Source organism: Alteromonas sp. KUL106, assembly GCF_009811415.1.
GTDB lineage: Bacteria > Pseudomonadota > Gammaproteobacteria > Enterobacterales > Alteromonadaceae > Alteromonas.
The window spans coordinates 100,264-121,890 of sequence record NZ_BLIG01000027.1 but is presented as its reverse complement, the minus strand read 5'-3'; the positions used below and the strand labels follow the sequence as shown (position 1 = coordinate 121,890).

Genomic DNA, 21,627 nt, shown 5'->3' with positions numbered 1-21,627 from the left:
GGGCCCTACTGTAGCTCGCTATTCACTTTTTTCTTTACGATGGCGACAGATACCGCTTATCCACGTTTGGTCAATAGCGCGGTCGTCACCCAACATACTTAAAGCAAAAAACACGTCATCAAACTCAGCGTCTTCTTTGATTCTGAGTTGTGTCAATTCATCAAATCTAGGCTCAACGACAATAAAGTCTGCGGTTGACCCTGGGTTTAAATTCCCAATTTCATGATCAAGGCCGTGGGCAACAGCCGCGCCTTGGGTCATAAGATAGAACCCTTCCAGTGGACTGATGGGAGCGTTTTGTAACTGACTGACCTTGTAAGCATCGCCGTAAGTTTTAAACATATTAAACGTCGTCCCGGCGCCCACATCGGTGGCCATAGCCACATGCACTTTGTTTGCGCGTGCTGCGGTCATATCAAAAAGACCACTGCCTAAAAACAAGTTAGAGGTAGGGCAAAACGCGACTGTTGCGCCACTTTCACCAAGGCGTGCCCACTCATTTGGCGTCAGGTGAATGCCATGGCCAAACACAGCGCGTTCACGCACAAGATTATAGGTGTCGTATACATCTAAATAGCCATCAGCGCTTGGGAATAAACGTTTTACCCATGCAATCTCGTCCAAATTTTCAGACAAATGGGTTTGAATGAAAACGTCAGAATACTGCTTTGCAAGCTCACCTAGCGCGGCAAGTTGTGCTGGTGTGCTGGTGGGCGCGAAACGAGGCGTAAGCGCATAGCGGTTTCGGCCTTTATTGTGCCAGGTTTCAATTAACTGTGCGCTGTCTGCTTGGGCGGTCTCAGCGCTGTCGCTAAGTTCGCTTGGACAGTTTCTGTCCATACACACTTTACCGGCGACAATCGCCATATCAATGTCACTTGCGGCGCTAAATAGTGCTTGGCAACATGCTTTATGTACGGTGGTAAATACAAACCCCGTTGTGGTGCCATTTCTCATTAGCTGATTTAAAAACACGGTCGCAACGGTATGGGCGTGCTCACTGTCGGCAAACTGCATTTCAGTGGGAAACGTATAATTTTCAAGCCAGCTTAAAAGCTGTTCACCATAGTGCGCAATGCTTTGCGTCTGTGGATAATGCAGGTGGCTGTCTATCAGGCCTGGTAAAATCCACTTTCCCGCTAAATCTGTCACTTTTGCCGCGGGAAAGCGCTCTGCGATCTCCTTAAAGGGGCCGATATCTATAATTTCTTTGCCATCAATGAGTAAACCACCGTCTTTAAATATGGCGATGTCATCGGTGAACTGCATGGTAGGTTTAGGAAAGTGCGCAATACTTGCACGAAAAAGCTGCATATATACTAGCTGCCTCTGTAGCTGCTGAACCCAAAGGGAGAAATAAGCAGGGGCACATGGTAGTGGCCGCCATTCTCATTGAGTTCAAAGGTAATATCAATGTGTGGATAAAAACTGCTGCCGTGGACTTCAATTAAATACGGTTTGCAGTGAAATCGCAGGGTGTAAACCCCCGCAGGAAAGCCATTGGCACTGTCTATCGCCCAGTTCTTGAAACGACCATCGCTATCGGTTTCTCCCGTCAGCGCGCTTCCGTCAGGCAGCGTTAACGTAAGCTCAATGCCTTGAGCCGGTTTACCTAATGTGGTGTCGAGTACGTGGCTTGAAAGCGTATTCATACTTTATTCCTTAAATTCTGTTCAATTCGTATCAGTGTTGCGTTTGGCGTGGACGTTTTGGCTGATTAATGCCATTGCCAATCAATCCAACGCTTTATTAATACGTAAAAGTGTTATCTGTATTTGCTGGGCGGCCGCATTATTGATTTCTTGCTGAGTGGTATTTTGCAGCCTTGCTTGTAATGCTTCTAACATGGTTTCTGCAGAAAGCCCGGTGGCGCAGATAATAAAAATGAACCCGTGCTTATCTAAATACGCGTGATTTGCTTCTTTTAACTGATGCAAAACGGCTTCAGATGCGCTGGCCGTGCCCGACTGTTCTCCCGCAGCAATGGTTTTAGTGTTAGCAAACTTTTTACGCAACGAGTCTACGTCTCCAATCATGGGATGCGCCGTGAAGGCTTCAAGGTAATCCTTATCACTGCATTTTGCCCATGCGTTTTTCGCTTGACGAATAAGTGCGTCTATATCGTTGTAGGGGCGAGCCTCTACCATTTGATAAATCCAGTTATGCGCTGCACAGCATTGTTCAAACCAAGAAGACGCGTCTTCAGTGCTCAAACTATTTAAATCATTTAATGTCACTGGTTGCGCCTCTTTTTTCGCATTGGGTGAATGTTTGTACTTTGTTTTCTCGTATTTTGCCATCTGCGAGTAGGGGAGTACTTGCCTCGCTTTGTGAGTTATTCGTGCTTTTTTGGGAACCCGTTAATTCAGACTTATCGCTATGGAGCATGGCAATAAGCTGCGCAGAAATAGAGACGGCTACTTCAATCGGTCGTTTTCCGGGAATGTCGCGATCGCCAATGGGCGTGACAAGACGTGATAGCGCATGCTCATCGAAACCTCGTTGTGTCAGCTTTGTCACAAAGCGTTTAGCTTTCGTATCTGAACCTATCAAACCCACGAATGGCAAAGTCGGGCGCTTTAACGCTTGTTCTGTGATAGAAAAGTCAAGCTGGTGGTCGTGGGTTAAAATCACAAGCCAACTGTTTTCATCGAGATGCCTAACTTCGCTCTCTGGCGCTTCTTCTACCACTTTTTTCACATTCGCTGGTAGCGATGAAGGAAATAAATCCTCTCGACTGTCTATCCATGAAATTCGCACTGGCAACTGGGCCAAAATAGGCACCAAGGCTTTTGCAACATGGCCTGCGCCAAAAATGGCAATGTGTTGTTGATGCACGTTACACACATCAAACAGTACCTTTACTGCGCCTCCACAGCATTGTCCTAAGGCACTGCTTAACGGGTAGCTGTGTAGTTCGGTGCACGCTTCACCTTTAGCGAGATATTGGCGAGCGCGGGCAATGGCATCAAATTCAAGGTGTCCACCTCCAATCGTGTCGATGCTGTGCGAAGCGGTAACGACCATTTTGCTACCCGGTTCTCGGGGCGTTGAGCCTGCTGTATTTACTACAGTAACGAGCACATAACCTTCGTTGCGCTCTTGGCATTCAGCTATCCCCTCGTGCCAGTATCGAGCGCGAAAAGACGTGGCCATCGTTCTACGTGTCATAGAGCACCGCCTCGGCTATCCGCTTGTTGGACAGCAGCAACCGCATTTAAAACACGTTCGGGTGTGGCAGGCGTGTCAAGCTGTGGGTCAATGGTGTAGCCCGATAAGCTTGAAATCGCATCCTTTAGCGCACACCATACCGAAATCGCCAGCATAAAGGGAGGTTCACCCACGGCTTTCGAGTTGTAAATGCTATCTTCAGCATTCTCTCTACCGAACAGCTTTACGTTAAATTCCTTCGGCGTATCGCCAATAGCAGGGATTTTATACGTGGCCATATTTTCGCTGATGAGCTTTCCGTTTTTGTTCCACTTTAAGTCTTCTGTGGTAAGCCAGCCCATTCCCTGGATAAACGCGCCCTCAATTTGGCCAATATCAATAGCGGGGTTGAGGCTGTTACCCACATCGTGGATCACGTTCACTTTATCTACCGTGTACTCTCCGGTTAGGGTATCGATAGATACCTCGCTCATTGAAACACCGTAGGCAAAGTAAAAGAACGGCCTACCTTCGCCTGTTTCACGGTTGTACTGTAGCTTAGGGGTCTTATAAAAGCCGCTTGAAGACAATGACACCCGTGCGAAGTACGCTTGTTGAACTAACTCTGCAAAACTTATGGAGTGTTCACCTAACACGACAAAGCCACCTGTGAACTGAACGTGTTCAACATGTGCTTCTTCGCCAAGGCTTTTCGCAAAACACTCAGCTAAACGTTCTTTAAGCGTAATACAGGCATTTTGCACGGCTTTGCCGTTCATGTCTGTGCCGCTAGATGCTGCCGTTGGCGATGTGTTGGGGACCTTGTCGGTGCGCGTTGAGGTTACTTCAATCATATCAAGCGCTACGCCGAATTCGTTCGCTGCGATTTGGCCGATTTTTGTGTGAAGACCCTGACCCATTTCGGTACCACCGTGGTTTACCTGAATACTTCCGTCAGTATAAATATGCACAAGCGCACCGGCTTGGTTAAGGTGTTTAGAGGTAAATGAAATGCCAAATTTAACCGGTGTTAATGCGAGACCTTTTTTAATAACCGGGCTTTGTCGGTTAAATGCACTAATCGCTTCTCGGCGCTGCCAATAGTGTGCACTTTCTTCTAGCTCGCTGATCATTTCAGGCAAAAGATTATGCTCAATCTCCATGCCATAGGGCGTGATGGTGCCCGTCGTGGAGCCATATAAATTGCGCTTTCTCACCGATAAGGGGTCACTGCCGATAGCACGAGCAATCTTATCCATCATGGCTTCCGCCATGATCATTCCTTGCGGGCCACCGAAGCCGCGATAAGCGGTATGAGACACCATGTTCGTCTGAAGTCTGTGACCAATTATGTCGCTATCGCCCAAGAAATAGCCGTTATCGGCATGAAACATGGCTCTATCTACAATCGCATCAGATAAATCAGGAGAGTGGCCACATATTCCGTTGATGGTCATTCGAGTGGCGGCAATTTTCCCCGTATCGTCGAACGCTACACTAAACGCATTTTCAAAAGGGTGGCGTTTCCCCGTTACATGCATATCGGTAAAGCGAGGTAAACGAAGCTTTACTGCACATTTGTTTCTAGAGGCTAGCAGTGCTGCGATACACGCCCACTGTGCTGCTTGGGTTTCTTTTCCGCCAAAGCCGCCACCCATTCTACGCATGTCCACCAATATACGGTGTAATTTAACATCAAGTACCTCTGCAACAAGCTTTTGTACTTCACTGGGGTGCTGACTGGAGGTATAGATTTGCATGCGATCTTCTTCATCTGGGATCGCAAGACTAACTTGGCCTTCCAAATACATATGCTCTTGGCCACCAATGTTTAGCGTGCCAGACGCTTGGTGTACAGCATTGGTAAAGGCGCTGTCTACACGCTCGGCGTGTTGGCCAAATCGATGTGAAGGACGCACGAAGGTCTGCTGTTGATGAGCTTCATCAGCATTGAGCACCGGCGCAGCGTCAGTGACATCAATGTGCCCTTTTAAAGCCGCTTGGCGCGCTAACGTAACCGATGTCGCAAGCACCGCAAAAACCGGTTGGCCAAAAAATTTTATTTCGCCATTTGCAAGTAAGGGGTCACCTTCAAACACAGGGCCAATATCTTTGTGGCCCGGAACATCGTCGATGGTCACCACATCAACAACGCCTTCGCTTTCTCGAACAGCATCAAGGTTAATACTATTAATGGTGCCTTTAGCACATTGACTTAGGCCAACCGCTGCGTAGAGCGTACCTTGCGGTTCAACGATATCATCCACATAGTTCGCACTGCCTTGTACTTGACGCTCGGCACTTTCGTGTTTTTTCGATACGTGAACCACACTCTGCGCGGCATTTTCTTTTGCTGGAAAAGGGGCATCAATTAATTTACGCATGTTGCACCACCCGAGTTTCTATTTTGCTCACCGATTGATTTTCTAACCAAAAGCGGTGCCACAAGTTGGCCAATACCTTTTTACGGTACTCAGCAGTGGCACGCACATCGTCGATAGGTGTAAAGGCATCAAAGAGAATCTGTTTGCCCAGATGTAAGCATTCCGTACTAGAAAATTGTTTGCCCTTAAGTGCACGCTCTAACGCATCACAGGTAGTTGGTGTTGCAGCTACGCCCCCAAAGCCACTGCTAATTGCCTCTACTTTGCCATTTTCAATGGTGACGTTAAAAACGGCACACACGGCTGAGATGTCATCTTCAAAACGCTTCGAAATTTTGTAGGCGGCCAAAGCTTGGCTGGGCTGTTTTAACGGAATTTCTATGGCGCTAATCCACTCGCCCTTTGCCAATCGCGTTTCGCGATAGCCAGTAAAGAATGCGCTAATGGGCATGGTGTTCACGTCATCACCATTATCTATATGTAGAATGGCGTTTAGGGCGAGCAAAAGCGGCGGCATATCTCCGATAGGTGAAGCATTGGCTACGTTTCCACCAATGGTTGCCTGGTTACGAATAGGAAGCGACGCAAAGCGAGTAATAAGTTCCGCCACTTGTGGAAAGGCGTTTAACAAAGCAGGTGCCATATCGGAAAGCGGAATAGCTGCACCAAAAGTAACGGAATGCTCATTTATGGTGCATTGCTTTAGTGCGTCAATGTGAGTCAGGCTGATTAAGCTATTCACATTCTTAAGTTGCTGCGTGAATTGCAAGCTTAGGTCAGTGCTCCCTGCCACTAACTGTGCCTCTGGATAAGCTTTAATGAGCGCTTTCAGTTCTTCGCGCGTGGAGGGCGTGTGAATGTTGCCTGTACCTGTAGGAGGGGTAGCCCCTAAAGATAACAATGTGGCCAACGTCTTTTCTTGAAGCGCAGAAAATTTATCGTTGGGTGCTTGCTCGCATACTGCTAACGTCGCGTCAATAATAGGGCGATACCCAGTGCAGCGGCAGAGGTTTCCCGACAAAGCATGCAGTACATCATCTCTTTTCGGTTTGCTATTGCTGTGATAAAGCGCAAACATAGACATAATAAAACCGGGAGTGCAAAAGCCACACTGTGAACCATGATGCTCAACCAGCGCCTGTTGTACAGGATGTAAGTGTTTACCATCGCTCAAGTGTTCAACGAATATGAGTTGTTTGCCGTGTATCGCACTCATAAGCGTAATACAGCTATTTACCGTTCGATAATGAAGTTGATACGTCCCATTGACCGAAACTGGCTCTGCAAGTACAACGGTACATGCGCCGCAATCACCTGCCGCGCAGCCTTCCTTCGTGCCTGTTTTTTTACGATGTTCGCGTATAAATTGTAGAAGAGTGAGGTCTGCTCGCGCTTCATTAATCTCAACGATATCGTTATCTATTAGAAAGCGAATCATGCTCACACCTTCTTTTTATGTTCATTCTTGTATCCATTAATATAGCTGTATTTTTTCAATAAAAGTAGACCACATGGTCAATTTTTTGCTTATAAAAAATGGCCGAGTTATAAAAGGCCATGATTTTATGCAATGAGAAAAGGGGTTTTATACGCTTTCGCGGCCCAAACTCTTGCGTCACTAAAAAAGACAAGGCAAGTTTCGTGCAAGCTTTAAATTATTTGTATGAGTAGCGCTTTAGTTTAGGGCGTGTTGACCTTTGCTGCAAAAGTGCACAGCAAAGATCAACACGCCCTAATAAACGCTGAAGCTGAGTGACATGTATACTGTATAGCGTCGCGCTGCCAATAAATGCTAACCTATCACAAATGTATGCAGCATTTGTTGTGCGTGTGCGCTTGCAAAGTCAATTGCAAAGGAATTGAAAGAATAATGATGAAGTTAAAAAGTGTTGACGTTGGCGTTGGCGCTATGAACAGAAGAAAGATACTCCAGGCCGCTGAAAAGTGCTTTGCACAATTTGGTTTTAAAGGCACCGCGGTGCAAAAAATTGCTGACGAAGCAGGGCTGCCAAAAACCAATGTTTTATATTACTTCAAATCCAAACAAGAACTCTACGTTGCCGTTTTGGAAGAAACCCTGTCGCTGTGGAATTCGAGATTTGATAAAGCCACGGTAGAAGACGACCCCGCAGAGGTACTGGCCAATTACATTGCAGAAAAAATGGAAGTATCGCGAACACACCCAATGGCCTCAAAAATTTTCGCAATGGAAATTATTAATGGTGCACAAAATTTAAGTGGGTACTTTGACGAAGAGCATGCGCTGTGGATGAAAGGCAGACTTGCCGTCATTGATGCGTGGATTAGCGCGGGCAAGCTTCCGCCTATAGAAGGTGAATATTTACTTTACACCATTTGGGCGAGCACCCAGCATTATGCTGACTTTTCAGCGCAAATTACCCGTCTTCGCGGCAAAAAAATGACCAAAGCAGACTTTGAAGACGCAACGAAGCAAGTTGTTAAGCTGATATTGGGCGGCTGCGGTTTATCTACGCCTGAAACCTTTGAGGTGTAGCATGGTTGATTCAACGTATCCAAGAGATTTAGTAGGTTACGGACAACACGTACCACATGCAAACTGGCCGGGTAACGCAAAAATCGCGGTTCAGTTTGTATTAAACTACGAGGAAGGCGGTGAGAACTGTGTTCTTCATGGAGATGAAGCATCGGAGATTTTCTTATCGGAAATTATCGGTGCACAGGCCTACAAAGATCGCCATTTAAGTATGGAGTCAATTTATGAGTACGGCAGCCGTGCCGGATTTTGGCGTCTACACCGCCTACTCAATAAATTCGACATTCCCGTTACCGTCTTTGGTGTCACAATGGCCTTGCAAAGGCATCCTGAAGCAGTACAGGCAATGATTGATTCAGGGTGGGAAATTGCGAGTCATGCCATGCGCTGGATACACTATCAAGATATGAGTGAGGAACAAGAGCGCAAGCAAATTGATGATGCGATCATTCTTCACGAGCAACTGACGGGGGCTAAACCCGCTGGTTGGTATACCGGTAGAACAAGTCCAAACACGCTAAAGCTTATCGCCGAAAGAGACGACATTTTATATTGCGCTGATTCTTACGCTGACGATTTACCTTATTATGACTGTCACTACAGTAAGCCATTATTAATGGTGCCTTACACGTTAGATACCAACGATATGCGCTTTGCTACGCCTCAGGGTTTCAATAGTGGCGAACAGTTTTTCACTTATTTAAAAGATGCGTTCGACGTGCTGTATGAAGAAGGACAAGAAGCCCCTAAAATGCTATCGATAGGTCTTCACAATCGCATTATAGGTAGGCCTGCTCGCTTGGCGGCGCTCAAGCGCTTTATTGAATACGTAAAATCCCATGACAAAGTATGGCTAGCCACGCGAGAGCAAATCGCGCGTCATTGGCTCGACAATCATCCTAAAGGGGATGGTGACAAGAGCACTAAATAACATATACATTACAGCAATCGTTAAAACGGTTATGCGGATTGGTCTAAATTCTCGTTCGCTTTTTTGCTAAAGGATACACACTATGAAAACTAAACTCGCTCTACTTGCTCTCGGTGCACTGGCACTGACGGGCTGCTCAAAGTTAACTAAAGAAAACTACGACAAGTTAGAAATGGGCATGACGCAAGATGAAGTTGAAGCAATTTTAGGCTCGGCAGATAACTGCGGAAAAACCATGGGCACCATGGCGTGCACATGGGGAAGTGAAGACAGCAAGTTTGTGAAAATCATGTTTATGGGTGATAAAGCGGTGACGTTTACTTACGATGGCCTTAAATAACGTCACTTTATAACCGATAAAATTTATGCAATAAAAAGGTGGCTTATAAGCCACCTTTTTACGTTTATTTTCCAGCCTAAAGCAGTAGCGCATTATGGATTTATTTTAAGTCCAACAGGTAGCGCAGCAGAAAAATAATGGCGAGTGCGTAGGTGAGTGGCGTGACGTCTTTATATTTTCCCGTCCCCACCTTGATACCGACGTAGGTTATAAAACCAAGCGCGATACCCTCACTAATACTAAACGTAAGCGGCATTGCAATGAGTGTGACCGATGCTGTAGCTAGCGCACCTAAATCATCAAAATCAACTTGTCGTATTGACTCCATCATTAGAATACCCACCATAAGCAACGCGGGCGTGGTCGCCATGAGGGGGATAACTTTCATTAACGGTGTCAAAAAAAGCGACAATAAAAAGCACACAGAAACCACAACGGCTGTAAGGCCGGTTCTGCCGCCAGCAGAAACGCCGGTAGCGGATTCTACATAGCTGGTGACCGGTGAAGTTCCTATCATCGCGCCAGCAACACTTGCTGATGCATCGGCTGTCATAGCTGCGCCAATCTTCGGGAGTGTGCCCTCAGGCGTTAAAAGATTTGCTTTACGAGATACACCAATTAACGTTCCGATGGTATCAAACATATTGACGAACATAAGGGCAAAAATCAGATCCCACGTCTCAGCGAGATGGTCGATGGGGTACCAAAAATCCATTGCCATGAAGGTCTTTGAAATAGACTCTGGCATGCCTACAATCGCTGAAGGTGTTGACGTTAACGTGCCATCTTCTGTGGGTATAAAAGCACCAATGAGGGTAAGCGTGACAATGGAAATTAATATCGCTCCGGTTACGCGCTTCACCATTAATACGATGGTAAATATAATACCTATCAAAGCGAGCATAACAGCAGGCTCAGAAAGATCGCCAAGTTGCACAAAGGTGGCGGGGTTATCAACAATTAACCCAGCATTCTTAAGACCAATAAACGCAATGAATAAGCCTATACCGCACTGAACGCCAATTTTTAACGAGGGCGGTATCGACTCGGCGATTTTTGTTCGAACTCCCGTAAGTGACAGCAGCAAAAACAGTATGCCGTTCCAAAATACAATGCCCAACGCGGCTTCCCATGGCACTTCTCGACCCAAGCAAATAGTAAATGCGAAAAATGCATTTAACCCCATACCCGGTGCAAGAGCGATGGGATAATTTGTCATGAGCGCCATCATTAGCGTGCCAATACACGCTGCCAACGCGGTTACGGTAATCAGTCCTTCCACAGGCATGCCGCTTAGCCCTAAGATACCGGGATTCACGACAAGTATGTATGACATGGCTGCGAACGTTGTAAGCCCTGCAATGATTTCTGTTCTTACTGTGGTTCCATGTTCTTGCAGCTTGAATAGCCGCTCAATAACGTTGTTAGACATCAAGAGTTCTCTGTATATGTTTCACTAAGTGTTTTGGGCATTGAAAGCAATAAACTGACCAGTTAGTCAACTTGTTGGTTCGTTTTGTGCTAACTTACAATGTAGTACAATGATCAAATAGTTATCATTGTGTGATGTAACGTCACTAGCCAAGCAGCACAGGGTGCAGCCAAACGGTTGGTAAACAACATAAACGAAGTTAAAAAAACCGCAAACAAAACCTAAATGAGTAAAAGAACTCGTTTACAGATAGCATTTTAGATACATTAACACGCACCATAATAACGCCAATGCATCATGTTGGTGCGATTAAGAGAGGGGCCATGTCGCTGTCATCAATAATTAAAAACATACCAAAGGCCGAATTGCATCTGCATATAGAAGGAAGCTTAACGCCTGAACTCATGTGGCGCCTAGCTAAGAAACACAGTGTAACACTTCCCTATGCAAACGTGAAAGAGATAGAAGCTGCATACAACTTTCAAGATTTACAGAGCTTCCTCGATTTATATTACGCTGGGGCAGGGGTGTTGAGAGACGAAGAGGATTTCTTCACTTTAATGTGGGAGTATTTGACGCGGTGTTTTGATGACAATATCGTTCATACTGAAATCATGTTCGACCCGCAAACCCACACAGAAAGAGGTATAGGTTTTGACGTGTTCATGTCAGGCTTTTTGCGTGCAATGGAAAAAGCAAAAGAAGAATACGGCATCAGTAGCTATCTCATTATGTCCTTTTTACGTCATCTGTCAGAAGACGCTGCGTTTGAGACATTGGAAGAGGCCAAGCCTTACTATAAACACATAACAGCAGTAGGATTAGACAGTTCTGAACTCGGCCACCCACCGTCGAAATTCGAACGCGTTTTCAAGAGCGCGAAATCCTTGGGTTTCAAAGTTGTGGCCCATGCCGGTGAAGAGGGGCCCGCGTCATATATCTGGGAAGCGATTGAACTGCTTGATGTGGACCGCATAGATCATGGGGTTCGTTGTCAAGAAGACGAAGCCTTGATGGCGCTTTTAAAAGAAAGACAAATACCTCTGACCGTATGCCCGTTAAGTAACCTAAAACTCTGTGTGATTGATGATATGAAGGAGCACAATATTATCGAGCTTTTAAACGCGGGGCTGCTAGTGACAGTAAATTCTGACGACCCGACATACTTCGGTGGGTTCTTAAACGATAATTTTGACGCGCTGCATCAATCACTCAATTTAGATGAGCACACGATCAGGACGCTAGCGGCCAATAGCTTTAAGGCGAGTTTTCTTCCTGAACAGGCAAAAACGGAATTTATTGACAGAGTCTTCAACGGCTAATATGCGTCTTCAATGGCTAATATGCGTCTTTAACGGCTAATATGCGTCTTCAACCGCTAATATTAGCCTTAATAGGCTGAAAAGCGCTTTTATTGGTCAACAAATATTACAAGCGACAATTGCATCGTAAACAAAACGAGCCTCGTTTATCAGGTGAGGCTAAATAAACACTCGGTTGGGGAATGCAACCCGGTTTTTGAACGATTAATTTTCGGGGCGCATTACCTTGATCGTTTGTGAGATAAGCGCATGAAGTTCGCGCATATCTTCATGTAGACTATTGGTGTCATCCTGCTTTGCTTTCATTTCAATCGCCGCCGCTTTCCCACGAATAGCATCCGCACCCACATCGCCAGATGCACCTTTCATGGAGTGACTAGTAAACCTTACCGCTTCGAGGTTCATCTCAGCCACTGCTTTTATAAGCGCGTCATGTTTTTGTTCTATTTGAGCCAAAAACATATCCACAATACGGTTAAGCAGTCCTTCGTTTCCACCAAGCCGACTTATTGCCGCATCTCTATTCCATAATTGTTCTTTTGAAAGCGTCTTGTTGTTATCTAAAGTATGCATTCTCATCACCAAACAAGTTACTTGCCATAATCTTTGGTTATTTGAGCGACCCAGTCAATCTTTGAATAGCCAATATTGTTAGAAACTTATCGAAAATAGACTAAAGATTAACGCACTTTTGAGTATCATTGATAATACGTAACATGACCATGCCTGAATTAGGTCATATTGAAAACTTAAACGACTAACGGTTTATGTTTCCGGTATATTTTTCATTAATTAGTGTTACACTGCTAATCGTTTTCATTCACTCTTCAACAAATACCCAAGGCCAAATCGAATTTCTTCTTCGGCACATACGATCTAAACTAATGAATGTACAAGAAATAAAGCCCTACACGCAATGTTCCGTTCTCATCGTTGATGATGAGCCGATCAGTCGCATGTTGTTAGAGTCTATATTGGAACATGTCTTTTATTGCGAAACGGTAGATTCTGGTCAAGAGGCGCTGTCATACTGTGCTAAAAATGCACCGGATTTGGTGCTGTTAGATATGAATATGCCTGATATGAATGGTTTAGAGGTATGTAAGGCGCTCAAACAGTCACCTGTTACAAGTCAAATACCTGTCATTTTTGTCACCTCGACCATGGATGTCGAAAGCGAAAATGCGTGTTGGGAAGTTGGCGCTTCCGACTTCGTATTAAAGCCTGTCAATGCATCTACGCTAACACATCGCATAAAAACCCATATTCAGAATAAGCTGCGTACCGAGTTTTTTGAAAATATGACGTTTCACGATCAGTTAACGGGCTTATACAATCGTACGTATTTAACGAAAGAAATCCCTTTGCTAATCAAACAAGTCGCAAGAGATCAAGATATGATCGGAGCAATAATGATCGATATCGATTATTTCAAGCTCTTTAATGACAACTACGGGCATTTGGAGGGAGACCTTTGTTTGCAGAAAGTTGCAAAAATTATCGCAGACACCGTAAAACGCCCGAAGGATGCAGTTATTCGTTTTGGTGGCGAAGAATTTCTAGTGATTTTGCCTTATAGCGATTACCAAGGAATTAAGTTAGTCGCACAGCAGATTGTCGAAGCGGTAACAAACGCTGACATTCCGCACGCTAAAGGCATTGATGGACGTGTATCAATCAGCGCTGGATTCGCAGTTTGGAAGGCTAAAGATGTCATCGACGACGATTATTCATCGCTTATTGAGGATGCAGATGTTTCCCTTTTTGAGGCCAAGGAACTGGGTAGAAATCAAGCAAAAGGTTAGCGCTTCAAAGGCCTTTAAGCATATGTCTTCATCTATGTGGATTGGTATTACCTATCCTATTGTTTAATATCCTTCATAGGCAAGCCAAGCTATTATCAATTCACGAGGGTATCTCATGTCAGTGGTCATTTGGCGTTTATTGGCTACTTTGAATAATAAGTGTTAAGCGTAGGAATAGGGCAATGTTTTATTTTGACGAGCAGTCGAGTGTAAATATTAAGCTAGAAGAGCAGCTTAAAATGTCCTTATCTAAACTCGTCCAGCGCGGATGCGATACTTTAGGTGTTTTCCAAGGTTTACTACTGCAAATCGAGGATGATGCCGTTAACATCCTTATTAAGGCGTCGTCTGCTTATCCACCTAATTTCAAGACATTGCCTTCGTTTGCGTCTAGCATTTCAGTTAACAATAGTTTCCCATCTAACAGCGTAAAGGCCACGTCGGTTTTCAAACAGTGGTTCACCACGTATTTTAATGCCGAAAAGTATATTCGCGGCCGCGTTCATCATTTTGATGGACGACAAGTTTTTCTTGTGTTTATTAATGCGTGTCCAGAACAGCCTGCTAACCTTGATAAAGTCATGCTGCTAGACGACTGTTTAGGCGTCACGTTAGAAAAATATCAGATAGAGAGAGGGGAGAGCCATCAAAATACCCTCTACGAGAAGTTACAAAGCGTTGCGAGCATTGGAACGTGGGAAGTCGATGTTCTCAATAATACGCTCTCTTGGTCAACACAAACGCGGCGTATCCATGAGGTGAGTGATGATTTTAAGCCTACGATGGAAGATGCTATTGGTTTCTACAAAGAAGGCTTTAATAGAAATGAGATTTCTCGAATCGTATCCCATACTATTGAGACTGGGGAGCCTTGGAGTGCAACACTCGAGTTAGTGTCTGCTATGGGGAATTCCGTGTGGATTGAGACCCACGGTATGGCGGAGTTCAAAAACGGCAGGTGTACTCGTTTGTTCGGTACTTGTCAGAATGTGAATAAATCAGTTCAGCTTAGGCTGGAACTTGAAGCCCGCCGCAAAGAGGCTGAATTGGCGTCAAAAGAACGCGGTTTGCTGCTTTCGAGAATCAGCCATGAATTGAAGACCCCCCTCAACGGTATTACAGGCATGCTTCAAGCTATTAGGTTTGAAAAGAAAGACAATGTTCGAATTAAAAAGGCTGATATTGCTTTGCACAGCGCCGACCGTCTTTTGTCTTTAATTAACGATGTGCTTGACTACACCTCAATAATAAATGGCGAGTTTTCATTGAGTTATAGTGATTTTTGCGTACGCTCCTTGGCCGAAGATATCGCTGATGTATTTAAAGGTAAATGCGCAGAGAAAGGGATAAGGCTATATGCGGTTCTGTCATTTGAAGAAAAAACCTATGTAAAAGGAGATGCAGCAAGGATAAGCCAAGTGCTCACAAACTTGCTTTCAAACGCTGTTAAGTTTACTTCTAAAGGCTATATCTCTATTCAGGTTACGTTAAAGCAGCAGAGTAATGTTCCTGTTCTGCTGGCGTCAATTGAAGATTCAGGTGTGGGTATGAACGATGAAATATTGTCGCGAATATTTAGACCTTTTCAAAACACTACCGCTAGCGCTTCGGAAGAACTAAATGGCAATGGCCTTGGGCTGTCGATCGTTAACCAGCTTATCGAGAAGATGGGGGGCGAGCTAGAAGTTCGTTCAAAAGTAGGCAAGGGAACATGTTTTGATATAGCAATACCTGTTGAAATGGCGTCGTTAGATAACGAAGCTAAAAACGATGTAGAACTTTCATCTGAACTCTTAAATGTGCCGCTTAATATACTTGTCGTTGACGACAATGATATTAATCGTTTGGTATTGGGTTCTATGCTTGAAAGGTTTAATTACGTTCCCGATGAAGCTGAGAATGGCGAAGTTGCCGTCGAGATGGCGCGCGCTAAACGGTATGATCTTATTTTTATGGACTGTGCAATGCCTGTTCTAGATGGGATGAGCGCGACAAAAATTATTAAGCAAGAGGGGCTACTTTCTCGGTTTGGGCGCGTTGTTGCGGTAACCGCGAATACTACCGCACAAGATAAAATTAGCTGTAGCCAAGCGGGCATGTCAGATTTCCTGTCAAAACCCGTTGTTCAAAATGATGTCACCGCACAACTTAGCATAGCCCTTAAGGCGAAATCTATCACTGCATAGTGACGTCAATTATTCAGCAAAGAAAGCGGTGCTTATTCTCATTGTGCCTTGGGAGTTGAGTGTTGTACTTCTTCCCAATGTTTAACAATGTAGTCGGTTACCTGAGAGCCCACGCGATAGGCGGCTTCAATTGCTGCCCCCATTGCGGCATATCCGTTGCCCGAACTTTCCCGCTTTAAATTGTCGGCGGCGCTCAAACTGGGTGGTTGCATCGTAAAATTGCTCGCAGTACGTAAAATAAGAAGTCGCTCTTTATCAACAAGTCCAGCGTTGTCTAGGTAAGTTAAGCTTTGAAGCGTGGCAGAATCTTCCATTCCCGATGTAACGAAATTTCCTTTCCCGTTCGTCCAGTAAGCTACCCAATCATTCGCCCATGTATTGAGCTTCTCGCCGTGCCAAAACGTTGAGGCAGATAAATGTGAGCCCATAGAGACATTCGGCAACCCCTTAGCTCGTGGAGAGTTTGTATACTTTTCCCTTAACGCATCCATTGCATCATTGTTTAAAAGTTCAGTATCTTTTGTAAGCGTAAAAGCCCATTTTGCGAGGGAAATATTGAGGGCGTACACTTCGCCATTAGGGCTATTGTTTATATCTACAGCGTCCGCGTTTTCATAAGGCGCATGGGTAAATAGGGGAAAGTAGCCGGTGGTCCAATTTGCCGGAATTTCACGTGCGTCAATGTGATGGGCCAAGTCACCATCTACCACGTAATCTGTCCAAATGGCACTGCCAATGGTGTTGTCGGCAGGGTCAACACCTGCAATACCCGCCACCAACCAATACGCTTCGCTGAGATCGAAGCGTTCATCCAAACCCAGCGACATTATAGCTGCAGATGCCCGCGCAATCCCCATGCCTGTTACTATGCCAATTACACCTGTCTCTTTGTTGGCGTAAATGTCATGGTAACCGTGAGGAAGTGCATATTGTGTTGTCAGCGCCTGTCGCGTTTTCCATAATTGAAATTCGCCCGGCGCATCGCCCTCGTCTTCACCAATTTCAAACATACTCACAACAACCACCTTCACTTTCAAAGGGAGCATGTCATGTGACTTAACTTCAGCTGACATTGATGTTAGTGAAAAGCAAAGGAGGGTGGTTAAAATAAGCGAAGTTTTCAGGTTAGTAAGCCATTTTTGTAAAGCAATATGCATGGAGAAATCCTAAATAAAGAACGCCGTATTGAAGTGACCTTCAAGGCGTGAGCAGGGCGCTTAAATGAAAGAGGATAATCGTAATGCTAGGAACTGTAAAAAGTTGTCGTGTTACAGCGTATGCTGTAACACAACAACCTGCTCAGGTCTTGTACCTAGAACGAGTAAGAGAACCTCGCGTTGAAGTGACGGGGTAGTTCAGGAAGCACAATTTGGCTACCGAACAAGTCAGGGAAGTTAGAACGGAAATAACGTTCGTCAGTTAAGTTCTTAACCGTCAGGTTTAACGCCCAGTTTTCAGCTTTGTAAGATAATCCAGCGTTTACAAGCGTGTAAGCTGGAAGTGTAACTGCCGCAGAGTAGCCTGAAGCCACTTCATCCACATCTACCACACTCACGTTTGCAGCATAGCCGTTTTGGAAGTCATACGTTGCGGTTAGCGTGTAGATGTTTTCCGGTATACCAGCCTTTCTTCCGTCAGAATTGGTTTGCCCTTCACCAACTAGGTTTAAACCTACAACATTTCCGCCGAATATTAATGAAGGATCATCGAGCGCAACTAAATCGTCAGCGCCTAAGAAACCGAACTGATTGCCATTGGCTAGTGCCGTTAAGTTAATTACTTCGATATTCGTGTAGCCAGCAGATACAACTAGGTTTTCATTAACCACCCAGCGGAGCTCAAACTCGGTGCCTTGGTTATTTGTTGTATTGTTCGTTACCGTATTTTGCGTATTAAAATCGGTACGCTCTTGCTCGAAGAATGAAAGTGCGAAATAAAGGGTATCATCAACAAGTGAGCCTTTAACCCCGTACTCTATTAATTCAGACGTGTCGAATGCACCGCTACCGCCAGGTTGATTAAGTTGACCAACGCCAATCTCAGCACCTTGGCCTGCAACCAGCGTTGCTTGCTCCGCTGCGGTGAAGTACGGAATAAGACCGAATTCAAATTCATAAGAAATACTTGCATTCCAAGACCAACCATCCACGGTCTCTTCCGCGTAAACAGGTGTTTCATCACCGGTAGCGCCTAAAAGTAAGTCCGTGCGTGACGTGCTTTCGATGTCAATGGTGTCATATCGTAAACCAAGTACTAGGTTCAAACCCCAGTCCCAGGTCAAATCGGTCATTGCAGCAATACCTAGGTCTAGGTAGTTACCTACGTCGTAGTTATCGTAGTTTTTGCCCGAACGGGTCGATAAAAGGCGTCGATCAAGTGCCGATGAAGGCATCGTCAGATCGCGACGATTGAAAAACTCGTAGGTAAAGTCGTCGCCGTGCTCAAATTCGGTGTAGCGAACTGAAGGTGAAAATTGAAACTGCGCTAACAACCCGTCGTTTTCGTATTCTGTAGCAAATATCAGTTTATCTTCTACTACCCAGCTATCGTGGAACTGTGAGAAACCATACGCATTTTCGTTGATATTGTCGTAGGCATCATAGAAAAGCTGGTTGCGAATTTCCCAGTTGTCTGTGTAGTAAATAGTATCAAAATAAAGCGTGATGGCTTCATTACCGAGCTGATCATCGGGCGCTACGAGTGTTTGGCTTCCGCTCAAGGTAGTGATACCAGGGTTCTCTAGAGCCATAAGAGGGTCGAAAAAGTCCCCTGTCACTGAATCCAGTGGAACCGCAGGTGTGAAAATAAAGGGGGAGATTTGACCCGCAACGGCAGCGTACTCTTCGTGACTAATTTGACCATCGTTATCAGTATCAATAGGTTGTGCGGTACCTGTAATGTAAGTGCCATCGTCAACAAGTTCTTGCGTTAAACGGTTCCAGCCAGCGACTTGGTTTCCATCGTAGTCATGGTACATACCGCCGAATTCAAAACGTAGGCTATCATTAATATCAATGTTGAAAGAAGCCTGAAGCACGGACTGATCGGTTTGTGTATTCTCGTAATAGCTATCTGAGTTTTCTAACTCACCATAAATGTAATAACCCATTTCTTTTCCAGAAATGCTCGCAGGACCGCCAACTTCAGCCGTAAGAATACTCTTATTCCACGTGCCCGTTGTATAAGACATCGCACCTGTTGGGGCATCTAGATACTGACCACCCGACGCGCGCGCTGATTTGGGGTTAAAGTTTAGATAGCCGCCGATTTTAGCTGGGCCATAGATAGGAGAAGCTGGACCGCGAACTATATCAATTCGGCTTGAAGCACCAATGGGGGTAGGGTAGTTACCTGGGTTATCTAAACGTCTCATGCCGCGAAAATAGGTTTCACCCGGTGTACCACGGACGTCAAGTGAACCAGCTACACCAAAGAATGATTGGGTAAAAGTACCTGGTGCAAACGCTACCAGTTCGTCAATATCAGAAACGTTAAAGCGCTCCATCTGTTCTTGAGAAATCGTCGATGCAGAACGAGGAGTTTCAAGAATAGATTTACCGAATCCAAAAACAGATTCTACGTCTTGACCCGGTAAACTACCAAGTGAGCCAGTTACCTGGATTTTCTCGACGTCTTTCTCTTTAACCTCTGTCTCTTCTTGCGCAAACGCCTGAGATGACAAGGCTACCGCTGTTGTCATCGCTAAAGCTTTTGCAAGAGGAGATAATACGAATGTAGTGTTTTTCATGGTTTCCTCATTATTTTTAGTTGCTCTTTTTTAGAGCTTTATTCACGCGATATTTCTATTGCGTCTTGCTGTATGCAACAGATTTAGCAGGAAAAGTGCCAACTACTTAACCAGTTGGTCAACTTTTGCGCATGCATTAAGTTGCTGAATTATATGGATTTTAAAATATAATGTTGTTCTTATATTGTTATTTAAATGTTAATAGATAAGGATTTTGCGATATATGCACCTTAGTGGTGATTGCTATCGTACTTTTGCACCATAAAGGGATGGCGATTCCTTAGTTCGTTGCTTCATATCCAACATGACGGTTGTAGGGAGAGGTATCTTTACGGCAGGGCTCGTCTCTTTAACGCTTTTTACATGTTTGCCAGGTAAGGTTAGGTCTAACAAAACGGCCGTTAGTCCTGCTGAAGTCACTGGCGATAGCAGAATGTTTTCAAGCCAGCCAGGAAGCTGCGACAGTGCCTCTGGCACCATCATTACACCAATGGCCATACCTAAAGCACAGGCCGTAACTAAGCTGCTGCGTCTGTCAAGGGCATAGCTAGCCAGTAGTTTTAAGCCACCCACGGCCACCATGGCAAACATGACCAACGTTGCGCCTCCTAACACAGGTTTAGGGATGGCCTGTAAAACACCGCCCACAATAGGAAAGCAGCCAATGAAAACAAACAGCCCAGCGACGAAAAAGCCTACTTTACGACTGGCGATGCCGGTAAGTTGAATCACGCCGTTGTTTTGCCCGAATGTGGTGTTGGGGAAGGTGTTAAACATGCCGGCCAGCAGTGAATTAACACCGTCACCGAGAATGCCGCCTTTGATGCGACGTAAATACACAGGACCACTTACGGGTTGCTTACAAAAAAGGCTGTTTGCCGTAAGATCGCCCGCCGTTTCTATTGCACTAAATAAGTAAATAAGTGCTATAGGAAGAAATAAGTTGATATCAAAAGCAATGCCGAATGCGAATGGGGTGGGAATTGCCACTATAGAAAGTGAAGACAAGTTGCTGAAATCTAGACCTTTAGTTAGAGCGATATAGACCGCGCCCACAGCCATACCAATAAAAATAGCGCTCAATCGAAGCCAGTGATTAGTCGATGCATTTAAAAATACAATAATGAGTAATACGCCCAGGCCCACAAACAAATTGTCAGTACTAGCAAAGTTTGCGGCATTAAAACCGCCTGCAAGATCTGTCATACCCACATTGATTAAGCTTAGACCTATCGCAGTGATCACAATTCCAGTAGTTAGCGGGGTGATAATGCGTTGTAGACGATTAACGAAAAGACTGAACACAATTTCTACCATCGCACCCGCCATCGTTAGCCCAAATAGCAGCGCAAGCACGTCTTCTGACGTGCCGCCATTCGCCTTAACTTGGTTTCCAGCCAAAATCAATGCACTGATAAACGCGAAACTGGTACCTTGAATAGCGACAAGTCCGCTGCCCACTGGGCCAATTCGCTTAGTCTGAATTGCAGTGCCAATGCCGCTTACAAACAATGCCATACTAATGAGATAGGGGGTGTATTCGGTTAAACCTAGTGATGAGGTGACAATGAGCGTGGGCGTTATAACACCAACAAAACTGGCCAACAAATGCTGAAACGCGGCCGTTACAGAAGGCAACAGAGCTGGATTGTCGTGCAAGTCGTAGATTAACTCGCTGTTGCTAGAAGACATGCAAATTCCCTTATTTCATACAAGAGATAAATAATATGAGGAACAGTGCAAGATGTTGACCATTTGGTCTGAGTGATTTATTTACTTTAAGTTATTGATTTATAGGAGTTTAAGGGTCTTTT

At 45.0% G+C, this 21,627-nt stretch carries 17 protein-coding genes; 6 read left to right on the top strand and 11 right to left on the bottom strand.

Features of this window, described 5'->3' with window-relative positions; translation table 11 throughout:
- Positions 1–18: 18 nt before the first annotated feature.
- The 6 genes from guaD to xdhA form a co-directional block, all read right to left on the bottom strand.
- On the bottom strand, positions 19–1,314 hold the full coding sequence (guaD, locus tag GVO63_RS10390; protein ID WP_159579674.1) for a guanine deaminase: 1,296 nt from the start codon (positions 1,312–1,314) through the stop codon (positions 19–21).
- 5 nt (positions 1,315–1,319) lie between these two features.
- Positions 1,320–1,652: a hydroxyisourate hydrolase gene (uraH, locus tag GVO63_RS10385; protein WP_159494622.1), complete on the bottom strand. Its 333-nt coding sequence runs from the start codon at positions 1,650–1,652 to the stop codon at positions 1,320–1,322.
- 81 nt (positions 1,653–1,733) lie between these two features.
- On the bottom strand, positions 1,734–2,237 hold the full coding sequence (gene uraD, locus GVO63_RS10380) for a 2-oxo-4-hydroxy-4-carboxy-5-ureidoimidazoline decarboxylase (RefSeq protein WP_159579672.1): 504 nt from the start codon (positions 2,235–2,237) through the stop codon (positions 1,734–1,736).
- On the bottom strand, positions 2,224–3,171 hold the full coding sequence (gene xdhC, locus GVO63_RS10375) for a xanthine dehydrogenase accessory protein XdhC (protein ID WP_236552119.1): 948 nt from the start codon (positions 3,169–3,171) through the stop codon (positions 2,224–2,226). The genes uraD and xdhC overlap by 14 nt, the downstream gene beginning before the upstream one ends.
- A complete protein-coding gene (gene xdhB / locus GVO63_RS10370) occupies positions 3,168–5,534 on the bottom strand; it encodes a xanthine dehydrogenase molybdopterin binding subunit (RefSeq protein WP_159579670.1) in 2,367 nt (788 codons plus the stop codon). The genes xdhC and xdhB overlap by 4 nt, the downstream gene beginning before the upstream one ends.
- Positions 5,527–6,972 (bottom strand): xanthine dehydrogenase small subunit, encoded by a 1,446-nt coding sequence (gene xdhA, locus GVO63_RS10365; protein WP_159579668.1) that lies wholly within the window; start codon positions 6,970–6,972, stop codon positions 5,527–5,529. The genes xdhB and xdhA overlap by 8 nt, the downstream gene beginning before the upstream one ends.
- Before the next feature lie 432 nt (positions 6,973–7,404).
- Between xdhA and GVO63_RS10360 the strand changes: the two genes are divergently transcribed.
- The 3 genes from GVO63_RS10360 (at position 7,405) to GVO63_RS10350 (ending at position 9,320) form a co-directional block, all read left to right on the top strand.
- Positions 7,405–8,049, top strand: coding sequence for a TetR/AcrR family transcriptional regulator (locus GVO63_RS10360; RefSeq protein ID WP_159494626.1), 645 nt, complete (start codon positions 7,405–7,407; stop codon positions 8,047–8,049).
- Between the two features lies 1 nt (position 8,050).
- Positions 8,051–8,980, top strand: coding sequence for an allantoinase PuuE (puuE, locus tag GVO63_RS10355; RefSeq protein ID WP_159579666.1), 930 nt, complete (start codon positions 8,051–8,053; stop codon positions 8,978–8,980).
- 82 nt (positions 8,981–9,062) lie between these two features.
- A complete protein-coding gene (locus GVO63_RS10350; protein WP_159494628.1) occupies positions 9,063–9,320 on the top strand; it encodes an outer membrane protein assembly factor BamE in 258 nt (85 codons plus the stop codon).
- 100 nt (positions 9,321–9,420) lie between these two features.
- On the opposite strand, the gene GVO63_RS10345 is transcribed toward GVO63_RS10350, so the two are convergent.
- Positions 9,421–10,752, bottom strand: a complete 1,332-nt coding sequence (locus GVO63_RS10345; RefSeq protein WP_159579664.1) for an NCS2 family permease — start codon at positions 10,750–10,752, stop codon at positions 9,421–9,423.
- Positions 10,753–11,075: 323 nt separating this feature from the next.
- Here GVO63_RS10345 and GVO63_RS10340 point away from each other — a divergent pair, with 323 nt between their 5' ends.
- Positions 11,076–12,074 carry an adenosine deaminase gene (locus GVO63_RS10340; RefSeq protein ID WP_159579662.1) on the top strand — a complete coding sequence of 333 codons (999 nt, stop codon included), beginning with the start codon at positions 11,076–11,078 and terminating at the stop codon, positions 12,072–12,074.
- A 204-nt stretch (positions 12,075–12,278) separates the two neighbouring features.
- Here GVO63_RS10340 and GVO63_RS10335 read toward each other — a convergent pair whose 3' ends face one another.
- The gene (locus GVO63_RS10335; RefSeq protein ID WP_159579660.1) at positions 12,279–12,647 is read right to left on the bottom strand and encodes an Hpt domain-containing protein; all 369 of its coding nucleotides are present in this window, start codon (positions 12,645–12,647) and stop codon (positions 12,279–12,281) included.
- A 311-nt stretch (positions 12,648–12,958) separates the two neighbouring features.
- On the opposite strand from GVO63_RS10335, the gene GVO63_RS10330 reads away from it, so the two are divergent.
- Positions 12,959–13,879 (top strand): diguanylate cyclase, encoded by a 921-nt coding sequence (locus GVO63_RS10330; RefSeq protein WP_159579658.1) that lies wholly within the window; start codon positions 12,959–12,961, stop codon positions 13,877–13,879.
- Positions 13,880–14,061: 182 nt separating this feature from the next.
- Entirely contained in the window at positions 14,062–16,065 is a 2,004-nt protein-coding gene (locus GVO63_RS10325; protein WP_159579656.1) for an ATP-binding protein, read from the top strand.
- Between the two features lie 38 nt (positions 16,066–16,103).
- Here GVO63_RS10325 and GVO63_RS10320 read toward each other — a convergent pair whose 3' ends face one another.
- The 3 genes from GVO63_RS10320 to GVO63_RS10310 form a co-directional block, all read right to left on the bottom strand.
- The gene (locus tag GVO63_RS10320; protein WP_159579654.1) at positions 16,104–17,222 is read right to left on the bottom strand and encodes a purine nucleoside permease; all 1,119 of its coding nucleotides are present in this window, start codon (positions 17,220–17,222) and stop codon (positions 16,104–16,106) included.
- Positions 17,223–17,377: 155 nt separating this feature from the next.
- On the bottom strand, positions 17,378–19,813 hold the full coding sequence (locus GVO63_RS10315) for a TonB-dependent siderophore receptor (RefSeq protein ID WP_159579652.1): 2,436 nt from the start codon (positions 19,811–19,813) through the stop codon (positions 17,378–17,380).
- A 243-nt stretch (positions 19,814–20,056) separates the two neighbouring features.
- Positions 20,057–21,505 carry a uracil-xanthine permease family protein gene (locus GVO63_RS10310; RefSeq protein ID WP_236552118.1) on the bottom strand — a complete coding sequence of 483 codons (1,449 nt, stop codon included), beginning with the start codon at positions 21,503–21,505 and terminating at the stop codon, positions 20,057–20,059.
- Positions 21,506–21,627 lie beyond the last annotated feature (122 nt).